Below are 21,612 nucleotides of genomic sequence, written 5' to 3'. Positions count from 1 at the left end.
CGACGTGCCCGGCGCGGAGCAACACGATGCCGAAACGTAAGGCCGCGGTCTTTCTCTGGTTCGACACGGAGGCGGAAGCGGCCGCCGACTTCTATGCCGCAACCTTTCCCACAGCGAGATACTGAGCGTCACGCGCACGCCCGAAGGCGTTCCCCATACGCCGGCGGGCAGCGTCCAGGTCGTGCAGATGACGCTGCTGGGGCTGCCCTACGCGCTTCTGAACGCCGGGCCGAACGTCCGGCCGAACGAAGCGTATTCCCTGCAAGTCTATACCGACACCCAGGCGGAAACCGACCGGTACTGGGACGCCATCGTTCGCAATGGTGGGGAAGCGATCATGTGCGGATGGTGCAAGGATGCCTGGGGCTTTCGCTGGCAGATCACGCCGCGCCTCCTAATGGACGCGCTCGCCCATCCCGATCCCGCCGCCTCCGCCCGCGCGCAGGCCGCGATGATGGGGAGGCGAAAGATCGACATCGCGGGCATCGAGGCGGCGCTCCGCGGCCCGAAGTGAGGAGAGCGCCGGGCGGACGCGACGCGTGACCAAGTGCGACACGCGCCCCTGCCGGGTCGAACCGTCATGACCCTCCTTCCGGGCGGCCCTTGAATCGCCCTTCGGGACGCGCATATCGAGTAGTGCGGACCGGGCCCCTCTGGCGCTGCCTTCGGGTGGCGTGATGTCGGGACGCATCGAATTCACCGTTCGATGCCCAGCCTGGTCGCCCACGACATCCAGGCCGCGCTGCGCATCCCGCAAAGGATCGAGACCTTGGACGTCCTTCTCTTCTCAGAATTTCTCGGCAAGCCGCTCTGGCTCTGGGCGATCTTCCTCGCCCTCGTCATCGCGCTGCTCGTCTTCGACCTCGGCATCCTCAATCGCGAGGATCACGAGATCGGCGTGGGCGAGAGCCTGCGCCTCTCCGCGCTCTACATCGCCATCGGCATCGGCTTCTCCGGCTTCGTCTGGTTCACGCTCGACGGCACCTCCGCGACGGAGTACCTGACCGCCTTCGTCGTCGAGAAGACGCTGGCGCTCGACAACGTCTTCGTCATCGCGCTCATTTTCGGCTTCTTCGCCGTGCCCCGGAAATACCAGCACCGCGTGCTCTTCTGGGGCATTCTCGGTGTGATCCTGCTGCGCGGCCTGATGATCGGGCTCGGCGCCACGCTCGTCGCGGAATACGGCTGGATCCTCTACATCTTCGCGGCATTCCTGATCTTCACCGGCATCAAGATGCTGGTCTCGAAGGACAAGGAGATGAACCTCGATCAGAACCCCGTCGTAAATTTCATGCGACGCCGGTTCCGGGTCACCGACGAGATCGAGAGCCACGACTTCTTCGTCCGGAAACCCGACCCGAAGACCGGCAAGCTCGTTCGGTACGTCACGCCGCTCTTTCTCGCCCTCGTCGTCATCGAACTCGCCGACGTGGTCTTCGCGGTCGACTCGGTTCCGGCCGTCTTCTCGATCACGACCGATCCCTACATCGTCTATACCTCGAACATCTTCGCGATCCTCGGCCTCAGGGCGCTCTACTTCGCGCTGGCCGCGATCCTGCACCGGTTCGAATACCTCAAGCAGGCGCTGGCCGTGCTCCTCGTCTTCATCGGCTCGAAGATCTTCATCGCCCACTTCATGGGATGGGAGAAATTCCCGGCGATCTGGTCGCTCGCGATCACCTTCGTGATCCTCGGCGCGGGCATCTTCTATTCCCTCTGGCGCACGCGGGACCAGGCCCACGCGACGGGGTAGCCGCCGACGTCCTCAGGCGTCGAACGTATAGCCGAACCGGGCGATCAGCCCGGCATTCCGGCGGGCGACGATGTCGCGAAGCTCGTCGGAATAATATTCGCTGTAATGCCTGCGTTCGGAGCGGTTCTGGTGCGGCAGCGCGATCTCCCTCCCGAGCCGCTCGCAGATCCGCGTCCAGTCCTCCTGTAGCTGCTCGAATCGTGCATGGAACGCGAGCGGCACCGGGCCGCCATCGCCCGCCGCGAGATGCTCCTCCTGCGTGACCTGAGTGTGATAGGCCACGAACATTACCGGCGTCTCGAACTTCATCGGGTTGGGATTGCGCAGGATGCCTCGGTCCCAGCCTTCCCGCAGGAACTGGTCGAAATCGGGCGGCGTGTCGCCATAGACGCGCTTGTTGCGCGTCACGTGGAGCCAGCCCGACACCGCCCAGTCCCAGGGGTTGCGCACGAAGCAGAAGCTCCACGTCCGGGCGAAAATGTCGGGGCCGAGCCGGTGCCCGATCTGCTGCGCCGCGCCCTCGAGCGTGGTCATGCCGCGAACCGGATGGGCCTCCGAATCGGAGAACGCCTCGGAGAGCGCCGTCGAGATCGAGAAGCCCGCCGTCTTGGGCACGTGCAGGAACAGCGCGTTGCACGAGGGGAGATATTGTGTGGCCATGCCGCGACCGCCTGTCTCGTCTCGAGGGAAGGGGATCGGTCGGTCCTAGCCCATCGCGGCGCGGAACGCCAACCCGCCGGATCGGTCCTTGCTCTAGACTTCACGTCGACCGGACGGCACGGATAATGCCGTCAATCGGACCATTTCGCGCAAAATCGTGACCTCCGCGCCCCGTCCGGCGGGTCCGGTGCAGGGCGTCATTGCGTCCGGCACGGGAGGGCGATAAGGCCAGCCCATCATCAGGACCCGTGACGAGACGCACGGGTGGCTCTCCCGGCCGCCGATCCGCCGGGCAACCACAAGCATCACAAGATGATCGGTGCGGGACCACGGGTCCGTGCCGGTGCGAAGCGGAAAAGATTGACATGACACTAGACGCCTACCGGCGCCAATGGCTGGGTAACGTTCGCGGGGATCTGCTCTCCGGGATCGTCGTGGCCCTCGCGCTTATCCCCGAAGCCATCGCCTTCTCGATCATCGCCGGGGTCGATCCGGCCATCGGGCTCTACGCCTCCTTCTCCATCGCGGTCGTCACCGCGATCGCGGGCGGGCGTCCCGGCATGATCTCCGCCGCAACGGCGGCGACCGCCGTGCTGATGGTGACGCTCGTGGCCGATCACGGGCTGCAGTACCTCTTCGCCACCACGATCCTTGCGGGCCTCGTGCAGATCGCCATGGGGGCCGCGCGGCTTGGCAATCTCATGCGCTTCGTCTCCCGCTCGGTGATGACCGGGTTCCTGAACGCGCTCGCGATCCTGATCTTCATGGCGCAGATCCCCGAGCTCGTCGACGTGCCGGTCCTGACCTATCCGCTCGTGGCCGTCGGGCTCGCGATCATCTACCTCTTCCCGCGCGTGACGACGGCGGTGCCCTCGCCTCTCGTCGCGCTGATCCTGCTCACGATCGTCGTGACGCTCATGGGGTGGGAGGTGCGGACCGTGGGCGACATGGGCAGCCTGCCCGACACGCTCCCGGTGTTCCTCATCCCGCAGATCCCGCTCAATCTCGAGACGCTGGCGATCATCACGCCCTATGCCGTCGCCATTGCCGTCGTGGGGCTCATGGAGAGCCTGATGACCGCGAACATCGTCGACGAACTCACCGACACGCCGTCGAACCGCAACCAGGAATGCGTCGGCCAGGGCCTTGCCAATACCGCCACGGGGTTCCTTGGCGGCATGGCGGGCTGCGCCATGATCGGGCAGTCGATCATCAACGTGAAATCCGGCGGGCGCGGCCGTCTGTCCTGCTTCGCGGCGGGGGTGTTCCTCCTGATCCTCGTCGTCGTTTTGGGCGATCTGGTCTCCGTAGTGCCGATGGCCGCGCTCGTCGCGATCATGATCATGGTCTCGATCGGCACCTTCTCGTGGTCGTCGATCAAGAACCTCCGGGTGCATCCCGCCTCCTCCTCGATCGTGATGCTTTCGACGGTGGCGGTCGTGATCTACACCCACAACCTCGCCATCGGCGTGCTCGTCGGCGTGCTCCTGTCGGGCATCTTCTTCGCCGCGAAGATCGCGCAGCTCTTCCGCATCACGTCGGAGACGTCGCAGAACGGGCGCGTCCGCACCTACCGCGTCACGGGTCAGATGTTCTTCGCCTCGTCGGAGCAGTTCATGCGGGCCTTCGATTTCCGCGAGGCGCCGGAGCGGGTGGTCATCGACGTGACGGATGCCCAGATCTGGGACATCTCCTCGGTCGAGGCGCTCGACATGGCGGTCCTGAAGTTCCGCCGCGAAGGCGCGGATGTGGAGATCAGGGGGCTCGACGACGCCTCGCGCACCATCGTCGACCGGCTGGCGGTGCATGACAAGCCGGGCGCGCTCGACAAGCTGTCGGCGCATTGAGGGAGGAGATCACATGACACGCAAACTCGTCGCATTGGTGGACGGATCGGATTACGCGCGCAGCGTCTGCGACCATGCCGCCTGGATCGCGAAGCGCACCGATCTGCCGGTGGAGATCCTGCACGTCCTCGGCCGCCGCGAAGGCAGCGGCGGCGGAGACCTGTCGGGACAGATCTCGCTCGGCGCGCGCTCCTCGCTCCTCAAGACGCTCTCCGATCTTGACGAACAGCGCGCCAAGCTCGCCATGGAGCGCGGCCGCGCCATCCTCGAGGATGCCCGCACGATCCTGCACGAGGACGGGGTCGACGCGGACGGGACCCTGCGCCGGGGCGATCTGCTCGAGGCGGTGGGCGACGTGACCGGCACCGCCGAGATGATCCTGATCGGCAAGCGCGGCGAGGGCGCCGGTTTCGCCAAGGAGCATCTGGGCTCCAACCTCGAGCGGATCATGCGCGGGACGAAGCGCCCGCTCTTCGTGGCGTCGCGGGCGTTCCAGCCGATCCGCAACGTGCTCGTGGCCTTCGACGGCAGCGACGGTGCGCTGCGGGCGGTACGCTTTGTCGCCGAGAGCCCGCTCTATCGCGGCCTGCCGGTCCGGATCGTGACGGTGGGCGACGGAACGGAACGTGCGCGCCAGCGCCTTGAGGAGGCGCGTGCCCTCCTCTCCAATGCCGGGATCGACGTGGAGAGCGAGATGCTCGGCGGCGAGCCCGAGGAGGTCCTCTCCGAGATCATCGAAGCGCGCGGGATCGGCCACATGGTGATGGGGGCCGCGGGCCATTCGCGGCTGCGCGCGCTCTTCGTCGGATCGACCTCGCTCGAGATGATCCGGACCTGCCGGGTGCCGATCCTCCTCGTCAGATAGCGCCAGCGGGGCGAGGCGGCGCCGGCATCACCCGCCCCGAAGACGCGGAGCCAGACGTCAGGCGGCGTTGACCCGCGCATAGGCGCCGGCCTGGGCGATGAGCGCGTCGTGATCGCCGATCTCGACGATCCGGCCCTCTTCCATGACGGCGATGCGGTCGGCGTCGCGGATCGTACCGAGCCTGTGGGCGATCACGAGCGTCGTGCGGCCCTGCGAGAGCTCCGCCAGCGCCTGCTGGATCTGGCGCTCCGTCTCGCCGTCGAGCGCCGAAGTGGCCTCGTCGAGGATCAGGATCGGCGGCGCCTTGAGGAAGATCCGGGCGATCGCGACCCGCTGCTTCTGCCCGCCCGAGAGCGTGACGCCCCGCTCCCCCACCACCGTGTCGAGCCCCGCGGGCAGGCCCGCGATCATCTCCGACAGCCGCGCGCGACGGGCGGCCTCGCGGATCTCCTCTTCCGTCGCGCCGATCCGGCCATAGGCGATGTTGTCGCGCAGCGTGCCGCCGAAGAGGAACACGTCCTGGCTGACGATGCCGATCTGGCGGCGCAGGGAGCGCAGCGTCATGTCCGCCACGTCGATCCCGTCGATGGTGATGCGCCCGCCCAGCGGATCGTAGAAGCGCGGCACGAGCGCGAGGAGCGAGGTCTTGCCCGCCCCCGACGGACCGACGAGCGCGAGCGTCTCGCCCGGCGCCACGTCGAGGGAAATGCTCTTGAGGATCGGCCGGGAGGGATCGTAGCCGAACCGGACATCCTCGAAACGCACGCGGCCCCTGAGCGGTGGGGCCTCCACCGCGTCGGGGCGATCCGTGATGTCGGGGCGCAGCGCGATCAGCTCGCGGTAGCGGCGGAACCCCGCGATGCCACGGGGGTAGAGCTCGATCACCGCGGCGATCTTCTCGAGCGGCCGGAAGAACAGCCCCACGAGCAGCAGGAACGCGACATAGCCCCCCGTGGTGAGCGAGCCGTCCAGGACGAAGGCCGCGCCCGCCACCATCACCGCGACCTGGACGAGCCGCATCCCCATGTAGTTGAGCGTGGAGGAGGCGGCCATCACCCTGTAGGCGGCGAGCTTCGTGTCGCGGTAGCGGGCGTTGTCGTGCGCGAAGAGCCGGGCCTCGTGCGCCTCGTTGGCGAAAGCCTGCACGACGCGGATGCCGCCCACGTTCTCCTCGAGCCGCACATTGAAATCGGCGACGCGGGCGTAGATCGACCGCCAGGTCCGGGTCATCCGCCCGCCGAACACGAAGACGATGAACGCGCAGACCGGCACGATGGCGAAGGTGATGAGCGCGAGCTCCGAATCGATCGCCCACATCATGACGAAGGCGCCGACGAAGGTCATCACCGCGACGAAGAGATCCTCGGGCCCGTGATGGGCGACCTCCCCGATCTCCTCGAGGTCGCGGGTGACGCGGGCGACGAGTTTCCCGGTCCGCATCTGGTCGTAGTAGGAGAAGGAGAGGCGCTGGAGCTGATCGAAAGCCGTCCGCCGCATCTCCGTCTCGATGTTGATGCCGAGCATGTGGCCCCAGTAGATCACCACCCCCATCAGCCCCGTATTGACCGCGTAGACCACGAGGAGCCCCGCGGCGGCCAGGAGCGTCAGCGCCAGATCGCCCTGCGGCAGGAGCACGTCGATGAAGAGCATGATGGCGAGCGGGAAGCTCAGCTCTAGTAGCCCCGAGAGCACCGCGCAGCCGAAATCGAGCCAGAAGAGGCCGCGCCAGGGTCGATAGTAACTCGCGAATTCTCGAAGCATCGGGTGAACCGGATCAGAGGCGAGATCCGTGTCCACCCTTCCGCCGGGAAGTGCAAGCCGACCCGGCCGTCCGCGCACGGTTGACAACCGGCAACCTCGCCTCCGGCCCGGACGCGCCCCGGCTTCGAATGACCCTCGACCTCGAAAACCGCGGGTCGTCGGGCCGAGATCGAAAGGCCGAGCGCTCGACACCGAGGATTTCCCGCCACCGAAGACGCACCCGCAGCCCAAGATGCATCCCCTCATGTCCCACCCGCCAAACGCAGACGCGGCGGCTCAGGGCGTCGAGACCGTGGCCCGTCCGTTCTCCGCCACCACCGTTCCGCCCTTTAGGACGAGCCTGCGCGGCGCGCGGAGCGCCACCGCTTCGGCCAGTGTCTCGCCCTCGAGGAGCACGCAATCGGCGCGATCGCCGATACCGAGGCCATAGCCCTCGAGCCCCATCATCCGCGCGCCGCCGAACGTGCAGATGTCGAGGGCGAGTTCCACCTCGTCGTCGCGGCGCAGGTTGTTCCTGAGGCCCACGAACATCGCCCGCTCCAGCATGTCGCCGTTGCCGTAGGGCCCCCAGGTGTCGCGGATCCCGTCCGATCCCGCGCCGGTCACGATGCCCGCCGCCCGCAATTCCCTGACCGCCGGGACGGGGGCGGAAGCGGGGGCGGTCGTCGCAACGTGGATGCCCGCCTCCGCCAGCGCCACCTGAAGGATCGCCACCGCCGCGCGGTCGGTCATGCCGAGACAGAAGGCGTGGCTGATCGTGACCATGCCACCCATCCCGTGCGCACGCGTCCGCGAGACGATCTCCTCCATCGAGAAGGCGCCGAGCGCGTCCCGCTCGTGGAGGTGGATGTCGATGGGCTTGCCGTGCTTCTCGGCCAGCGCGAAGACCGCGTCGAGCTGCCCCTTCGGGTCGCGGTCGATGCCGCAGGGATCGAGCCCGCCCACCACGTCGGCGCCGAGCGCCAGCGCCTCGTCCATCAGCTCCACCGTACCGGGACGCGCCATCATCGCGGATTGGGGAAAGGCCACGATCTCAATGTCGCAGATGCCCGCGAATGCCTCGCGCGTGGCGAGCACCCCCTCGATCCCGGCAAGCCCGTGTTCGGTATCGACATCGACATGGCTGCGGATATGAGTCGTGCCGTAGGCCACCGTCTGCACCACCTGCCGCGCGCTCTGCAGCGCCGGATCGAGGCCGAGGGACGTCTTCACCGCCCGCTCGTTCTCGATCTTGTCGACGAGGCGCGGACCCACCTCGTTGCGGTACCACGGCAGGCCCAGAAGCGTCTTGTCGAGATGGGTATGCGCCTCGACGAGGCCGGGGATCAGCAGCCCTCCGCCGCAATCGATCACCTCCGCGCCCGCAACCGGACCGGCCACGAAGCGGCCCTCCGATATATGCAGATCGGTCATGGCCCTACCCATCGGGCGGACGTCTTTCAGGGTCTTCGAAGTCATGTGCATCTCGATCCCGAGTTGGTGCCATCGCGACGGCATCCGCCGACCGCGCGGATCGACGATGTGTTCCGGCAAGCTACAGGCCCGTGAAACGCCGGTCCACCCGATGCCCGTGAAGGGGGAGCCTTCCGGACCCGCCTTCCAAGACGGGAGCGGAGGCCGGGCGCGATGCCCGTTGCGGCCGCCGCCGCGACCCGTGGTAGGGTTGGGCCGAGACAGGAGCGCGCCGCATGACGAGACCCGACCGCACCACCCGCCAGCGCATCGAGGCCCGCTCGCTGGGCCTCGCCATGGCCGGCAACCTCGTCATGGCGGCAGCCGGGTTCGTCGCGGGCGCGCTGTCGAACTCGAACGCGATCCTGCTAGACGGCCTCTTCTCGCTCGTGGGCTTCGGCGCGGCCTGGCTCGGGCGGCGGGTGGCGGTCCGGGCGGACGCCCCGCCCGATCGCATCCGGCCCTTCGGCTACGCCGCCGACGAGGCGATCTTCACGACGTTCCGCGCCCTCTCGCTCCTGGGCCTCGTCCTCTTCGCCGTCGCCACCGCGGGGCGCAACATCGCAAACTACGTCCGGGGCGCGCCGCCGGAGCCGCTGATCTTCGCGCCGATGCTCGTCTACTTCGCGCTCATTGGGGCGATCTGCCTCGCCCTCTGGGCCAGCCATTTCGTCGCCTGGCGCCGCACGAACCGGCAGAGCGGCGTGCTGCGGCTCGAGATGACGGCCGCGCTCTTCGACGGGGTCATCACCGCGGCCGCGGGCGGCGGGCTCGCGCTCGTCTACTTCTTCCAGGACGGCTTTCTCGCGCCCGTCGCTCCCATCGGCGATTCACTCGTCGTCCTTCTCCTCTGCCTCGCCGCGACGGGCACTTACCTGCGCGATTTCGGGCGCGGGCTGAGGGAGCTCGCCGGGGCCACCGCGCCGCCCGCGGAACTCGCCGCGGCCCGCCGGGCGCTGCGGCCGGCCATCGCCGAGGATGGCGGGCGGCTCCGCGATCTCTCGATCATCCGGATGGGGCGGCTGCGGCTCATCGCCGTCTACTACGACCCCGGACGCCCGATCACGGCGGCGGAGCTCGACCGGCTCAATCTCCGCATGATCGCCGATGCCCGCGCCGCGCTCGAGGGCGCCGATGTCTGGCTGCAGATGACCGAGCATCCCCGGCGCTGGCCGCCCGAGCTCGACCCGGCCTAGCGGGCCGAGCGATTTATCGCGTCAGCCCCGCCGCCCGGAGCCGGAGCGGATGACGAGCCGTCCGTCGGGCTCGATCTCCACGGGGTCCGGATCCGTGACATGGCCGACGAACGTTCCCTCGGGGCGGTCGGCGAAGCCCAGGATCCGCAGCCCCTCCTCCGTCTCGACGATGCGCGAGGCATAGCGGCGGCAGGGCAGCGCACCGTCGAGGAACGGCCCCTCGGCCACCTGCCAGGGGCCGCGCGGCCCCTCCCCCATCAGGTAATGGCTGCCGGTGACCGGCCCGCCCGGTATCGCCTCGGCCCGGTCCTTCGAGAAATGCTCGGCCGCGGTGCAGAAGAGGCAGTACCACCGCCCCTCCGCCTTAAAGACCTGCGGCACTTCGAGCTGGCCGAAATCGCCCGTGAAGACCGGCGCCTGCAGCGTCCATTCCATCAGATCGGGCGAGGTCGCGAGGCCGATCGCGCCCCCCGCATTGGGCTCCACGATGCCCGGCGCGCGGGCGGTGAAAAACATGAGCCAGCCGGAGCCCTCGGGGTCGCGCATCACCCACGGATCGCGCATCGCGCGCTCGTGCCAGAATCCCTCCTGCAGCGAGGTCTCATAGGCGTCACCCGAGAGATCGAGGCAGAGCCCATCGCCCACCCGCTCCCAGCCATGCAGATCGGTCGAGGTCGCATGACCGATCCGCTGGTAGAGCCCGTCCTCCTCGCGGCTCGTTCCGGTGTAGAAGAGATGCCAGAGCCCGTCATCGCCCTCCACGACTGATCCGGTCCAGGTCGTGTAATCGTCCCAGGCCGGGCTCGATTGGGGCGCGAGACAGGTGCCCAGATGCTCCCACGTCACGAGATCGTCGCTGACCGCGTGGCCCTGGGTCACGTTCCAGTGCCTGAGCTCCGGATCGCCAATCGACTTCGGCGCTTGGAGAAAATAGCCGTGCCAGCGACCTCCCTCCTTCACGTACCACGAGTCCCAGATGAAATGCGTGTCGAGTGCGAGGGTCACGGATGTCTCCTTTGCAAGTCCCCGACGCCCGGCGAGGCGGTGGGGGAGATGAATACGCGGCACGGCGCGCAATGGAAGACCGGAGCCGCAATCGTGATAAGGGCGATGGCGCACATGCCTTGTCCCGTCCGTCATGCCAAAGGGCGTTTCGCGACGATCCTCACCGGGCGGCACGATCATGCGGCCTTCGTCCCGATGGATCCGGGCCAGGTGACGGGGCAGCCCACCAGCATACGCGGGCACCCGCACCGCCTTCCCGTCCGCATCGGCGATCACCGGCGTCCCGCCCGATCGTTCGCGTCAAAGGCGACTTTAGGCTTAGTATGTAGATTTACTCTCCTTTTAGGTGCGCGGACCGGTGCGGCATTCTGCGCGTAACGCCATGGGGCATGGCCTCTGGCCGACCGCGAACTATCTACGCCCATCGTGTTGGGGAGAGCCGAAAACCGGCGAAGGCCTTGACGCCCCCTGCCGGTCACTCAGGTATCTGGCCCGGGACTTCGAAAATTAGAAAAGTGGGATCAGAGAGATGAAAGATCACGCAGCGACACAAGGGGCCTGCCCGTTCCGCGGAACGCGGATGGGCGGCGCCCTCGGCTCGGAACCGCAGCTCGACCATTGGTGGCCGAACCGCCTGAAGGTGGAGCTTCTCCACCAGGATCCGATCCAGGCCAACGGCTATGGCACGCATGACGATTACGCCGAGCGCTTCAAGTCGCTCGATGTCGAGGCCCTGAAGGCCGATGTGCGGGCCTTCCTGCACACCCCCGTCGAGTGGTGGCCTGCCGATTACGACAATTACGGACCGCAGATGGTGCGCATGTCCTGGCATTCGGCCGGCACCTACCGCATCGCGGACGGGCGTGGCGGCTCCGCGCAGGGGATGCAGCGGTTCGCCCCGATCAATTCGTGGTGGGACAACGGCAATACCGACAAGTCGCGGCGTCTCCTCTGGCCCATCAAGCAGAAATACGGCGCCGCCGTGAGCTGGGCCGACCTCATGATGCTCGCGGGCACCATCGCGCTCGAGGATATGGGTCTGCCGCTGACGGGCTTCGCCTTCGGCCGCATCGATGCCTGGGAGCCCGACCGCGCGACCTATTGGGGCCCCGAGGGCTGGAACGGCAAGCGTCCCGGCGAAGTGCCCGCCGGACCGCTCGAAGGCCACCCGAACCAGATGGTCACCCGCACGATCCGCTGGGAAGGCGATGTCGAGGAAGAGCATTACGACCTCGAGAACCCGCTCGCGGCCTCCCACCAGGCGCTGATCTACGTCGATCCCGAGGGCCCGAACGGCAACGGCGTCCCGATGGATTCGGCCCGCGACATCCGCGAAACCTTCTCGCGCATGGCGATGAACGACGAGGAGACGGTGGCGCTGATCGCGGGCGGACACGCCTTCGGCAAGTCGCACGGCATGACGGCCCCTGACGAGATCGGCCCGGCCCCCGAAGGCGCGCCGATGAAGGCGATGGGCCTCGGCTGGCAGAACCCGAACGGCACCGGCTTCGCCCAGTACACGATGACGAACGGCATCGAGGGCGCCTGGTCCCCGCATCCGACGACCTGGGACAACACCTATCTCGAGAACCTCTTCAAGTTCGAGTGGGAGCAGACGAAATCCCCGGCGGGCTCCGTGCAGTGGAAGCCCCGCGACCCGAACGCGCCGCGCACCCCCGACGCCCATGTCGAAGGGCAGATGAACGAGCTCATGATGATGACCTCCGACATCGCCCTGAAGGAGGATCCGGCCTACCGCGCGGTCTGCGAGAAGTTCCTCGCCGATTTCGACTACTTCACCGAGGCCTTCTCCAAGGCTTGGTACAAGCTCATCCACCGCGACATGGGGCCGACCTCCCGCTATCTCGGGCCCGACGTGGCGAAGGAGGAGTTCCTCTGGCAGGACCCGATCCCGCCCGTCGAGCACCCGCTCGTGGGCGACGCGGAGGTGACCGAGCTTAAGGAGAAGATCCTCGTCACCGGCCTCACCGTGGGCCAGCTCGTCTCCGTCGCCTGGGCCTCGGCCTCCACCTACCGCGATAGCGACAAGCGCGGAGGCGCCAATGGCGGCCGGCTGCGTCTCGCGCCGCAGAAGGACTGGGAGCCCAACGATCCGCAGACGCTCGCGCGCACCCTCGACGTGCTCGAGCGCGTCCGGTCGGAGTTCACCGCACCGGTCTCGATGGCCGACATGATCGTCATCGCGGGCTGCGCGGGCGTGGAGAAGGCCGCGCGCGACGCGGGGATCGAGGTCGTCGTGCCCTTCGTGCCGGGCCGGACCGACGCCACGCAGGAGATGACCGACGAAGAGCAGATGGATTTCCTCAAGCCCGTCTCCGACGGCTTCAGGAACTTCCACGATGCGCGCGTGGGCTTCTCGGTGGCGCCGGAGCATCTCTACCTCGACCGGGCCCATCTCCTGAGCCTCACCGCGCCCGAATGGACCGCGCTCGCGGGCGGGCTCCGGGTGCTCGACGTCAACTGGGACGGCTCCAGGCACGGTCTCTTCACCGACCGTCCGGGCGTGCTGACGAACGACTATTTCCGCGTCCTCACCTCGATGGATTACGAATGGTCGCCGCAGGACAGCCGAGAGATGATGTTCGACATCAACGATCGTGCGACCGGGGAGACGAAGTTCACCGCCACGCGCTGCGACCTCGTCTTCGGCGCCAACGCGCAGCTGCGTCAGGTCGCCGAGATCTACGGTGCCGATGACGGCCATGCGCGGCTCGTCCACGATTTCGTGGCGGCCTGGCACAAGGTGATGATGCTCGACCGCTACGACGTGCCCGAAGAGCGCAAGAAGGTCATGTCGATCTGCTGACCCCATGGCCGGTCCGGAACGCTCCGGGCCGGCCCGACGATCAGGGGGGCGTCGTCTCCAGAAGCCGCCCCCCTGCCCCGCCGGCCGCCTGCCTGTCGAAGGTCACGACCTCCGAACATCCCGCCGTCGCACATTGGGCGAGGATCATCTGGTCCGCGAAGCCCGGCCCGCCCCGCGCATAGCGGCTGAGCGCGAGCCCCACGATTTCCGCCGCCTCGATCACCAGTTCCCGCGCACCGAGAAGCCCCTCGAGCGCGCCCGCGATCTCCCTGCGCCCGAACCGGTAGGCCCGTTCGAGCACCCAGACGAGCTCGATCGTCACCTCCCTGCAGACGAAGCCCGGCCGTTCGGCGCTCAGCGACCCGATCAGCCGGCCCGCCGCCGCCGATTGTGCCGGATCGTCGCCCGTGAGGAAGCGCACGAGGACGTTGGTGTCGATCCCGATCACTCTGCCGCACCTTCGGCGATCGCGCGGTCCATCTCCTCGAGCGTCACCGCCGCGCGGCCCGGACGGGAAAGCAGCCCGGCGAGCGAGGCGGCCTTGAGGACGGGCAGGATCCGCACCTCCCCCCCGTCGAGCACGAGATACCGCACCCGGTCCCCCGGCTCGAGACCGAGCGCCAGGCGCACGTCCCGCGGCAGCGTCGTCTGTCCCTTCACCGTCAGGGTCGATTCGAACATCGCCGGTCCTCCGTCTCTCCGCTCCGCGCGGACTTTTTCCTTACCTCTCCTATAATGTAAGGATACACCTCGAAAAGCAAGGCATGGCGGCCGGTCCCGGACGGGGATCCGCCGGTTTCACGGCCTGCGCCAACGCCGAGACCGAAAAGCACTTGATGGAATCGACACTTCCGGTCAGTTATTTACGCAAGCAAAAGAATAAAACGACTTTCGGCGTAACTGACCGGATGTTGGAGCAGAGATGAGCAGAACACGGACCCGCCCGGCGACCTTCGGTCTCCCGCATCGGTGCAACCGATGAGGGATTACACCCAACGTATCGACACGCTCGTGGGCGATCACGCCCAGCGTCTGTCCGATCAGCTTCAGGCCCACCGCGCGCAACTCTACCCGCCCGACAGCCGCCGGTCGCTCAGAAAGTTCACCTCCGGCGAGGTGGCGGAGCTTCTCGGCGTGAAGGACGCCTATCTCCGCAAGCTCAGCCTCGACGGCAAGGGCCCCGCGCCCGAGACGCGGGCGGGCGGCCGTCGCTATTATTCGCCCCACGACATTCTCGCGCTTCGGCAATTCCTCGAACACGGGACCAAGACGCCCGGCACGTACCTCCCCGGCCGCCGCGCCGGAGAGAACCTGCAGGTCGTCAGCGTCATCAACTTCAAGGGCGGATCGGGCAAGACCACGACCTCGGCCCATCTCGCGCAGAAGCTCGCCCTCGACGGCTACCGCGTGCTCGGGATCGATCTCGACCCGCAGGCGAGCTTCTCGGCGCTCCACGGGTTCCAGCCGGAATTCGACCTTCGCGACGGCGGCACGCTCTACGACGCGATCCGATACGAGGACCCGGCGCCGCTCAAGTCCGTGATCCAGAAAACCTATTTCCCGAATCTCGACATCGTGCCGGGCAATCTCGACCTGATGGAATTCGAGCACGAGACGCCGCGTGCGCTCGCCGCTCGCGACGGCACGCTCTTCTTCACCCGCGTGGGCGAGGCGCTCGCGCAGGTCGAATCCGAATACGACGTCGTGGTGATGGATTGCCCGCCGCAGCTCGGTTTCGTCACCATGTCGGCGCTCTCGGCCGCCACCGCCGTCCTCGTCACCGTGCATCCGCAGATGCTCGACGTGATGTCGATGTGCCAGTTCCTGCTGATGACCTCGAACCTCCTCGGGGTCGTGGCCGAGGCGGGCGGCGACATGAGCTACGACTGGCTGCGCTACGTCATCACCCGCTACGAGCCCGGCGACGGGCCGCAGAACCAGATGGTGAGCTTCATGCGCTCCATGTTCGGCGACCACGTGCTGAACCATACCATGCTGAAATCGACCGCGATCTCGGATGCCGGCATCACCAAGCAGACACTCTACGAGGTGGAGAAGTCGCAGTTCACCCGCACGACCTACGAGCGGGCGATCGAGGCGGTGAACGCCGTGAACGGCGAGATCATCGACCTCATCAAGCAAAGCTGGGGCCGGACGAATGGCACGTAAGAACCTTCTCGCGGGCCTCGTCCCCCCTGCCCCGTCCGACGCGCCCGAAACCGGCCGCACCGCCCCCCCTGCCCCGCCCGAACGCAAGGCGGAAACCCGGCGACCGGCCTATTCGAAGGGTGCCATCGGCGCCGTCGGCCAATCCATCGCCGATCTGAAGAGCCGGTCGGTGATCGAGATCGATCCCCATGCGATCGAGGCGGGTGGCGTGACCGACCGGCTCGAGCACGACGAGACCGACCACGCGGCGCTCATGGCCTCGCTGGAGACCTATGGGCAGCAGGTACCGATCCTCGTCCGACCCCATCCCGAGACGGAGGGCCGGTTCCAGATCGTCTATGGACGGCGCCGTGTCCTCGCCCTGCGCGATCTGGGCCTCCTCGCGAAGGCGATGGTTCGCGATCTCGACGACGCCGCGCTCGTCATGGCGCAGGGCCAGGAGAACACCGCGCGGCGGGACCTGAGCTTCATCGAGAAGTGCAATTTCGCCCGGCAGATGCGCGAGGCGGGCTACGACCGCAAGGCGATTTGTGACGCGCTCAGCATCGACAAGACGTTGATATCGCGTATGTTTTCCGTGGTGGATCGAGTCGGGCTGCCCGTGATCGAGACGATCGGCGCGGCCCACGGGATCGGTCGCGACCGCTGGACGCTCCTCGCGGATCGGATGCAGGAACTCGGGATCTCGTCGGAACAGGTGGCCGACGCGATCCCCGCCCTCGCCGAGGGTCCCACCAGTGCCGAACGGTTCGAGGGCGCTCTTGCGGCGGTTCGCAAGTCGGACGCCCCACGCGCTCCCCGCCGCACCGCCGGACCGCGCACCCGGTCCACCCTCGTGAAGAGCGCGAACGGCTTGCCCGTCGCCAAGGTATCACGGAAACGTGATGCCGTCGTCCTCACCCTGCCCCGCGACGGTTCGGGCGGGTTCGAGGAATGGCTCGTCGAACACCTAGAAGACTTCCACCGCCAATGGGTCACCCAGGCGGACGCGAAGAGCAGCCCGGACAAGGGCTGATAAGAGCAACAAAAGGAGGCACGATCAGGCAGGCAGAAACGAAAAGCCCTCCGGACGTCACCCTGAGGTGACACCCGAAGGACCAAGGTTCGTAACCTAGACACTTACGAAGCTACGTCCTTCCGTTGACTGTTGTCAACTCACGTCTTTGGGCGAACGCTTCTTCTCGTCTCGTGAACAGCAATGGAACGACTTACCCTGACGCCCTTCGGGCGCCAATCGCATTCGCATGCCCGCAGCAAACTTCCTGCGCCCCGCACAAGCCCCGTTACGGGGAGCATCGACAAATGGAAATTGTTCGAGCGCCTCCGTATCGGACACGAGGCCTTCGGCGTGAGCTATCGAAACCTAGCCGTCCTGAACGCCCTCCTCACCTTCCTGCCCCAGCGCGAGCTCGACGGCACGAAACCGCTCGTCGTATTCCCTTCGAACCGCACCCTCTCGGACCGCGCTCACGGGATGCCGGAGAGCACGCTGAGACGTCACCTCGCCGCGCTCCTAAAGGCCGGCCTCATCAACCGGCAAGACAGCCCCAACGGCAAGCGATACGCCGCCCGAGGACGCGGCGGAGAAATGCTCCACGCCTTCGGCTTCGACCTCCGCCCCTTGGTGGAGAGAAGCGAAGAGATCGCCGAGGCCGCGACCCGCGTCGAGGAAGATCGCGACATCTGTCGCCGCCTCAAAGAGCGCCTGAGCCTCCTCAAGCGTGACCTTCTCGCTTTTGCTGACGGCTACGCAGATCACACCGAAGCAAACACGATCAGCGACGGTCTTGCGGAACTGCAGCGAGTTGTCCGCCGCAAACCGAACCGTTCCATTCTGGAAGCGCTTGCGGAACGTATGACAAATCTGAGGGACAACCTAGCTGGTGAGCAGACCACAGAATCGAGACTTTCGAACGTCAAAGACGCTGAATTTGAGCGGCACTTACAGAAACCAGAAGAAGATCCTTCTGATTACGCTGGCTCTCAGCTCTCGACTCAATCACATGGGATGACTGTCACAAATGCGCTCACGGCGTTTCCGAAAGCTATAGAACTTACCGACCGGCCTCTATCGAACTGGCAAGATTTCGTAGAATTTGCGGGTAACATTCGAAAGCTCATGAGTGTCGACCAGAGTACGTGGACGTCTTCGACCGGAATGGTCGGCCGGGACGTCGCGGCAATCTGCCTCCTGTATATCCTCGAACGGCTAGATGAGATCCGAAATCCTGGGGGATATCTCCGGACGCTTGTTCGTAAGATTTCGGCGGGTCGACTACAGCCATCAACACTTCTACAACGGCCGGTCTTTGATTGAGTTGTGCTGTACTTTGGAAGGAAACACTACCGAACATGATCCGGATTCTAGCCGATATCCGACGTGCAAACCGTGTTGTCAGCTGTCAACTTGGTGCTGTCGGTGCGGTATCCCGGTGAGACGAGGCAAATATTTACGGTCACTATTTTAAGAACGGCACGTTAATGGAATATAGGATTCATAAAGAATGCCTTCATGGTCTTGGCCAAGGGTAGCAGCGCGATAGGGGATCTCAGCAGATTGCAATTGCCTATCCGCTGCTGAACGATGATCGGCATACAAGACTTCGCATGAATGCTTGCTTCGACGCTCGAAGTTAAATGAGCTGAGTTCGCACATGACTGAAAGAGGACTGCGGTACAGGACCCCAACGTAAATATTGCACAACGCCACGAGCATTCCACTCGCACATCGACTCATAGGCCGCGGATCGGCTCCAAGCATCGGTGCCCAGAGCGGCAATAATCTTTTCTTCGCGAATTTGCGCTAGGTGATTGAGCGACGCCCCTTTCGGAACCGTTCTAAGGCTTACGACGATCTGCTGGCCGAGAGAAGAACGAATGGCGCTTGGTCTCAAAATGAAACTCCGAGATGGAGGTGCGGATCAAATGCCTCCCATCCCAATGCTCTTCAATCCCAGATCTAGCTGTAAACCATTCAACTCACCGAGTATCTACCTCCCGTCCGTCTAGGATGGTCAATGAAAAAATTCTAACCAACTGATTTACCAAGATATTATTAGGATTAGGGTGATCGGATATCTCATCTTACCGGCGCACGAGGCGCACGAAGAAAAGGTAAACTTTCGCCATGGAACCACACTACCAACGTGACAGCCTATCACCTCGTCGGAATCTAATCCGAGTGCCACGAGCGTCTTCGTCAAGCGCATATCCCACGATCCAGTGAAGTATGGCCGAGTATGCAGATTGGGCCATACGAGGATACGGCCGCGTCACTGGCGACGAAATGAGGGTGCCGGGTGGCGACGAAGAAGTCGTACCGGGAGAGCGGGGCAGGGGGCCTTCTTCAGGATCAATCCGGGTTTCCCGAGTGAGTCAACTCCCCGGAAATCGATGGCGTCACCGCGGTATCCTGAGCCGGACACCGGATCGACTTCCGCGGACTTGAACTCCGTCTAGGGCCGCAACAATGTCTGGTGATCGCGACGGGATGCGCGGTCGAATGTGATCTCCGCGTCGGCGGCTGGCGCCGCTCTGGGGTCTTACACACCGAATCCGGAAACGGCGGGAAAAGTGGGATGGGCACACGGCGGCAGTTGCTTGTTCTTGGCGGAGCCGCTGGCCTTTGGGTCGGGGCGTTCCGGTACGGACCCGATATCGTCGAGCGCTTCCGCGGGATCGGGTTCGAGCCACACGAGCGGGTCTCCGGCTACCGCCGGATCGCGAGCGAGGGGGCGCGATCGGCAGGGGCGGGGTTCGACGTGCTGACGGGCCTCGGGAGAAGTGAGCCGCTTCCGCCGGGTCTTGCGGAGAAGGTGGCGTCCGATCCGGAGTCGGCCCTTTTTGACACCCCGGCAAATGGTCCGACGCGGATCGCGTATTTCTTCGATTACTACTGTCCATATTGCCGGGTCCTGTCCGAGCATCTCGCATCGTTGCGAGCGACGGCCGAGATCGCGGTCACGCGGCATCATTGGCCGATCTTCGGCGCCTCGTCAGACCTCGCCGCCCGCGCCGTGCTTGCCGCCGGGATGCAGACCGATGACGACGCGCTTCACGCGCGGCTGATGCAGACGCCGATCCGCGTCACCCCGTCCTATCTCGAGGAGCTCGCCCTCGCGGTCGGCCTTTCCTGGCCGGAGCTTGAACGGGACATGCAGGCGCAAGAGGTCGAAGCGTCGTTGCAGCGAACCCGCGCCCTCGTCCGGCTCTTCGGTTTCGTCGGCACGCCGGCGCTCGTGGTGGGCCGCACGGTCGTGGAAGGCGAGATCCCCGAGGCGCGCCTCCTCGAACTCGCGCGGATCGAGCGTCCGGAGGGCGGAGCCGGTCCTGCATCCTGAATGTCGGATCGGCAGGGAAGGGAGCGGAGGGCCCTCAGGTCCTTGGTCAAGAGCATGGCGTGGTATCGAGGATCTCCCGTCCGCACCCGAGGAGATCGGGCGGGGGCGTCGTCGCGCAGGCGCATGCGATCTCAGATAACGGTTGGACGGGCCGGAAGAATTGTATGAAGACGGGACCATCGCAGACGGCGGAATGTCACAGGAGAGAGACCCATGATCGAGATCGGCCACTACATTTCGGGGACCGGCGTCGCCGGATCGTCGGGCCGGACCGCGCCCGTCTACAACCCCGCGACGGGCGAACAGGAAAAGGTCGTGGCGCTCGCCTCGGGCGATGAGGTCGGACGCGCGGTGGAGGCGGCGCGCGACGCCTGGCCCGACTGGGCCGCGACAACGCCCCTCAAGCGCGCGCGTATTCTCGACCGGTTCAAGGCGATCCTGTGGGAGCGCGGCGACGCGCTCGCCCGCGCGATCTCGTCCGAGCATGGAAAGACCCACGAGGACGCGATGGGGGAGGTGACCCGCGGCCTCGAAGTGGTCGAGTTCGCCACCGGCATCCCCTCGCACCTGAAGGGCGACTTCACCGAGAACGTGGGCAGCGGCGTCGACAGCTATTCGGTGCGCCAGCCCCTGGGCGTCGTGGCGGGCATCACGCCCTTCAATTTCCCCGCGATGGTGCCGATGTGGATGTTCCCGGTGGCGCTCGCCTGCGGCAACACCTTCGTGCTGAAACCCTCCGAACGCGATCCGTCTGCCGCGCTCCTCATCGCCGAGTGGCTGACCGAGGCGGGCCTGCCCGAGGGGGTCTTCAACGTCGTGCAGGGCGACAAGGAGGCGGTGGACGCGCTTCTCGCGCATCCCGACGTGAAGGCGGTGAGCTTCGTCGGCTCGACGCCGATCGCGAAGTACATCCACCGGACCGGCACGGCGAACGGCAAGCGGGTGCAGGCCCTGGGCGGGGCCAAGAACCACGCGGTCATCATGCCCGACGCCGATCTCGACATGGCGGCCAACGCGCTGATGGGCGCGGCCTTCGGCTCGGCGGGGGAGCGCTGCATGGCGGTCTCGATCGCTGTGCCGGTGACCGACGCCGTGGCCGATGCGCTGATCGAGAAGCTGGTACCGAAGATCGAGGCGCTGAAGATCGGCCCGGCCTCCGACGAGGCGTCCGAGATGGGGCCGCTCGTCACCGGCGCGCATCGCGACAAGGTGCGCGGTTATATCGACCGGGGCGAAGAGGAGGGCGCGAGGATCGTCGTCGACGGGCGCACCTTCAAGGCCCCGCAGGGTCACGAGAACGGCTTCTATATCGGCGGCACGCTGATGGACCGCGTCGAGCCCGAGATGGACGTCTGGAAGGAGGAGATCTTCGGCCCCGTCCTCGGCATCGTGCGCCGCGACAGCTACCAGGGTGCCGTCGATCTGGTCCATGCGCACAACTACGCCAACGGCACGGCGATCTTCACCCGCGACGGCGACGCGGCGCGGCGTTTCGCGCAGGACATCGAGGTGGGCATGGTGGGCGTCAACGTCCCGATCCCGGTGCCGATGGCGTTCCATTCCTTCGGCGGCTGGAAGGATTCGGTCTTCTCCGACCACGCCATGCACGGGATGGAGGGCGTGCGGTTCTACACCCGCATCAAGACCACGACGCTGCGCTGGCCCACGGGGATCCGCGACGACGCGCAATTCTCCATGCCGACGCTCTAGAGTCATCCCGGCCCGCGTCCGCGTCCG

General features: G+C 66.1%; 18 protein-coding genes and 1 other annotated feature. Of the genes, 12 read left to right on the top strand and 6 right to left on the bottom strand.

What is annotated here, in order from left to right:
- Positions 1–26: 26 nt before the first annotated feature.
- The 3 genes from LX81_RS23245 (at position 27) to LX81_RS13560 (ending at position 1,753) form a co-directional block, all read left to right on the top strand.
- Complete coding sequence (locus LX81_RS23245; protein ID WP_308418336.1) at positions 27–125, top strand: VOC family protein; 99 nt, start codon at positions 27–29, stop codon at positions 123–125.
- Positions 119–514, top strand: a complete 396-nt coding sequence (locus tag LX81_RS13565) for a VOC family protein (protein ID WP_308418337.1) — start codon at positions 119–121, stop codon at positions 512–514. Before LX81_RS23245 ends, LX81_RS13565 begins: the two co-directional genes overlap by 7 nt.
- Positions 515–706: 192 nt before the next feature.
- Positions 707–1,753, top strand: a complete 1,047-nt coding sequence (locus tag LX81_RS13560; protein ID WP_211322768.1) for a TerC family protein — start codon at positions 707–709, stop codon at positions 1,751–1,753.
- Positions 1,754–1,765: 12 nt separating this feature from the next.
- Here LX81_RS13560 and LX81_RS13555 read toward each other — a convergent pair whose 3' ends face one another.
- A complete protein-coding gene (locus LX81_RS13555) occupies positions 1,766–2,413 on the bottom strand; it encodes a sulfotransferase family protein (protein ID WP_111537864.1) in 648 nt (215 codons plus the stop codon).
- A gap of 239 nt (positions 2,414–2,652) precedes the next feature.
- Positions 2,653–2,711 (top strand) — a sequence feature (sul1 is cis-regulatory element that is thought to sense ions involved in sulfur or methionine metabolism; They are found in Alphaproteobacteria).
- Positions 2,712–2,778: 67 nt separating this feature from the next.
- On the opposite strand from LX81_RS13555, the gene LX81_RS13550 reads away from it, so the two are divergent.
- Together LX81_RS13550 and LX81_RS13545 are read left to right on the top strand one after the other, a co-directional pair.
- A complete protein-coding gene (locus tag LX81_RS13550) occupies positions 2,779–4,260 on the top strand; it encodes a SulP family inorganic anion transporter (RefSeq protein WP_111537863.1) in 1,482 nt (493 codons plus the stop codon).
- A 13-nt stretch (positions 4,261–4,273) separates the two neighbouring features.
- Positions 4,274–5,125 (top strand): universal stress protein, encoded by an 852-nt coding sequence (locus LX81_RS13545; RefSeq protein ID WP_111537862.1) that lies wholly within the window; start codon positions 4,274–4,276, stop codon positions 5,123–5,125.
- A 57-nt stretch (positions 5,126–5,182) separates the two neighbouring features.
- On the opposite strand, the gene LX81_RS13540 is transcribed toward LX81_RS13545, so the two are convergent.
- Together LX81_RS13540 and LX81_RS13535 are read right to left on the bottom strand one after the other, a co-directional pair.
- Positions 5,183–6,886 carry an ABC transporter ATP-binding protein gene (locus LX81_RS13540; RefSeq protein WP_111537905.1) on the bottom strand — a complete coding sequence of 568 codons (1,704 nt, stop codon included), beginning with the start codon at positions 6,884–6,886 and terminating at the stop codon, positions 5,183–5,185.
- A 276-nt stretch (positions 6,887–7,162) separates the two neighbouring features.
- Positions 7,163–8,344: an amidohydrolase family protein gene (locus tag LX81_RS13535; protein WP_111537904.1), complete on the bottom strand. Its 1,182-nt coding sequence runs from the start codon at positions 8,342–8,344 to the stop codon at positions 7,163–7,165.
- A gap of 230 nt (positions 8,345–8,574) precedes the next feature.
- On the opposite strand from LX81_RS13535, the gene LX81_RS13530 reads away from it, so the two are divergent.
- Positions 8,575–9,534, top strand: a complete 960-nt coding sequence (locus LX81_RS13530) for a cation transporter (protein ID WP_111537861.1) — start codon at positions 8,575–8,577, stop codon at positions 9,532–9,534.
- Positions 9,535–9,555: 21 nt separating this feature from the next.
- On the opposite strand, the gene LX81_RS13525 is transcribed toward LX81_RS13530, so the two are convergent.
- Positions 9,556–10,539, bottom strand: coding sequence for a glycoside hydrolase family protein (locus tag LX81_RS13525; RefSeq protein WP_111537903.1), 984 nt, complete (start codon positions 10,537–10,539; stop codon positions 9,556–9,558).
- 529 nt (positions 10,540–11,068) lie between these two features.
- Here LX81_RS13525 and katG point away from each other — a divergent pair.
- Positions 11,069–13,366, top strand: coding sequence for a catalase/peroxidase HPI (gene katG / locus LX81_RS13520; protein ID WP_111537860.1), 2,298 nt, complete (start codon positions 11,069–11,071; stop codon positions 13,364–13,366).
- A gap of 40 nt (positions 13,367–13,406) precedes the next feature.
- Here the strand turns inward: katG and LX81_RS13515 are convergent, their stop codons facing one another.
- Complete coding sequence (locus tag LX81_RS13515) at positions 13,407–13,814, bottom strand: type II toxin-antitoxin system VapC family toxin (RefSeq protein ID WP_111537859.1); 408 nt, start codon at positions 13,812–13,814, stop codon at positions 13,407–13,409.
- On the bottom strand, positions 13,811–14,047 hold the full coding sequence (locus LX81_RS13510) for an AbrB/MazE/SpoVT family DNA-binding domain-containing protein (RefSeq protein WP_111537858.1): 237 nt from the start codon (positions 14,045–14,047) through the stop codon (positions 13,811–13,813). Before LX81_RS13510 ends, LX81_RS13515 begins: the two co-directional genes overlap by 4 nt.
- 297 nt (positions 14,048–14,344) lie before the next feature.
- Between LX81_RS13510 and repA the strand changes: the two genes are divergently transcribed.
- The 5 genes from repA (at position 14,345) to LX81_RS13485 (ending at position 21,585) form a co-directional block, all read left to right on the top strand.
- The gene (gene repA, locus LX81_RS13505) at positions 14,345–15,535 is read left to right on the top strand and encodes a plasmid partitioning protein RepA (protein WP_111537857.1); all 1,191 of its coding nucleotides are present in this window, start codon (positions 14,345–14,347) and stop codon (positions 15,533–15,535) included.
- Complete coding sequence (gene repB / locus LX81_RS13500) at positions 15,525–16,550, top strand: plasmid partitioning protein RepB (RefSeq protein WP_111537856.1); 1,026 nt, start codon at positions 15,525–15,527, stop codon at positions 16,548–16,550. Before repA ends, repB begins: the two co-directional genes overlap by 11 nt.
- A 183-nt stretch (positions 16,551–16,733) precedes the next feature.
- The gene (repC, locus tag LX81_RS13495) at positions 16,734–17,852 is read left to right on the top strand and encodes a plasmid replication protein RepC (RefSeq protein WP_111537855.1); all 1,119 of its coding nucleotides are present in this window, start codon (positions 16,734–16,736) and stop codon (positions 17,850–17,852) included.
- A gap of 1,261 nt (positions 17,853–19,113) precedes the next feature.
- Positions 19,114–19,875, top strand: coding sequence for a DsbA family protein (locus LX81_RS13490; RefSeq protein WP_111537854.1), 762 nt, complete (start codon positions 19,114–19,116; stop codon positions 19,873–19,875).
- 213 nt (positions 19,876–20,088) lie between these two features.
- Entirely contained in the window at positions 20,089–21,585 is a 1,497-nt protein-coding gene (locus tag LX81_RS13485; RefSeq protein WP_111537853.1) for a CoA-acylating methylmalonate-semialdehyde dehydrogenase, read from the top strand.
- The last annotated feature ends 27 nt before the right edge of the window (positions 21,586–21,612 follow it).

Origin of the sequence: Palleronia aestuarii (assembly GCF_003253995.1) — a bacterium.
Lineage (GTDB): Bacteria > Pseudomonadota > Alphaproteobacteria > Rhodobacterales > Rhodobacteraceae > Palleronia > Palleronia aestuarii.
This window is presented reverse-complemented; position numbering and strand designations above follow the sequence as displayed.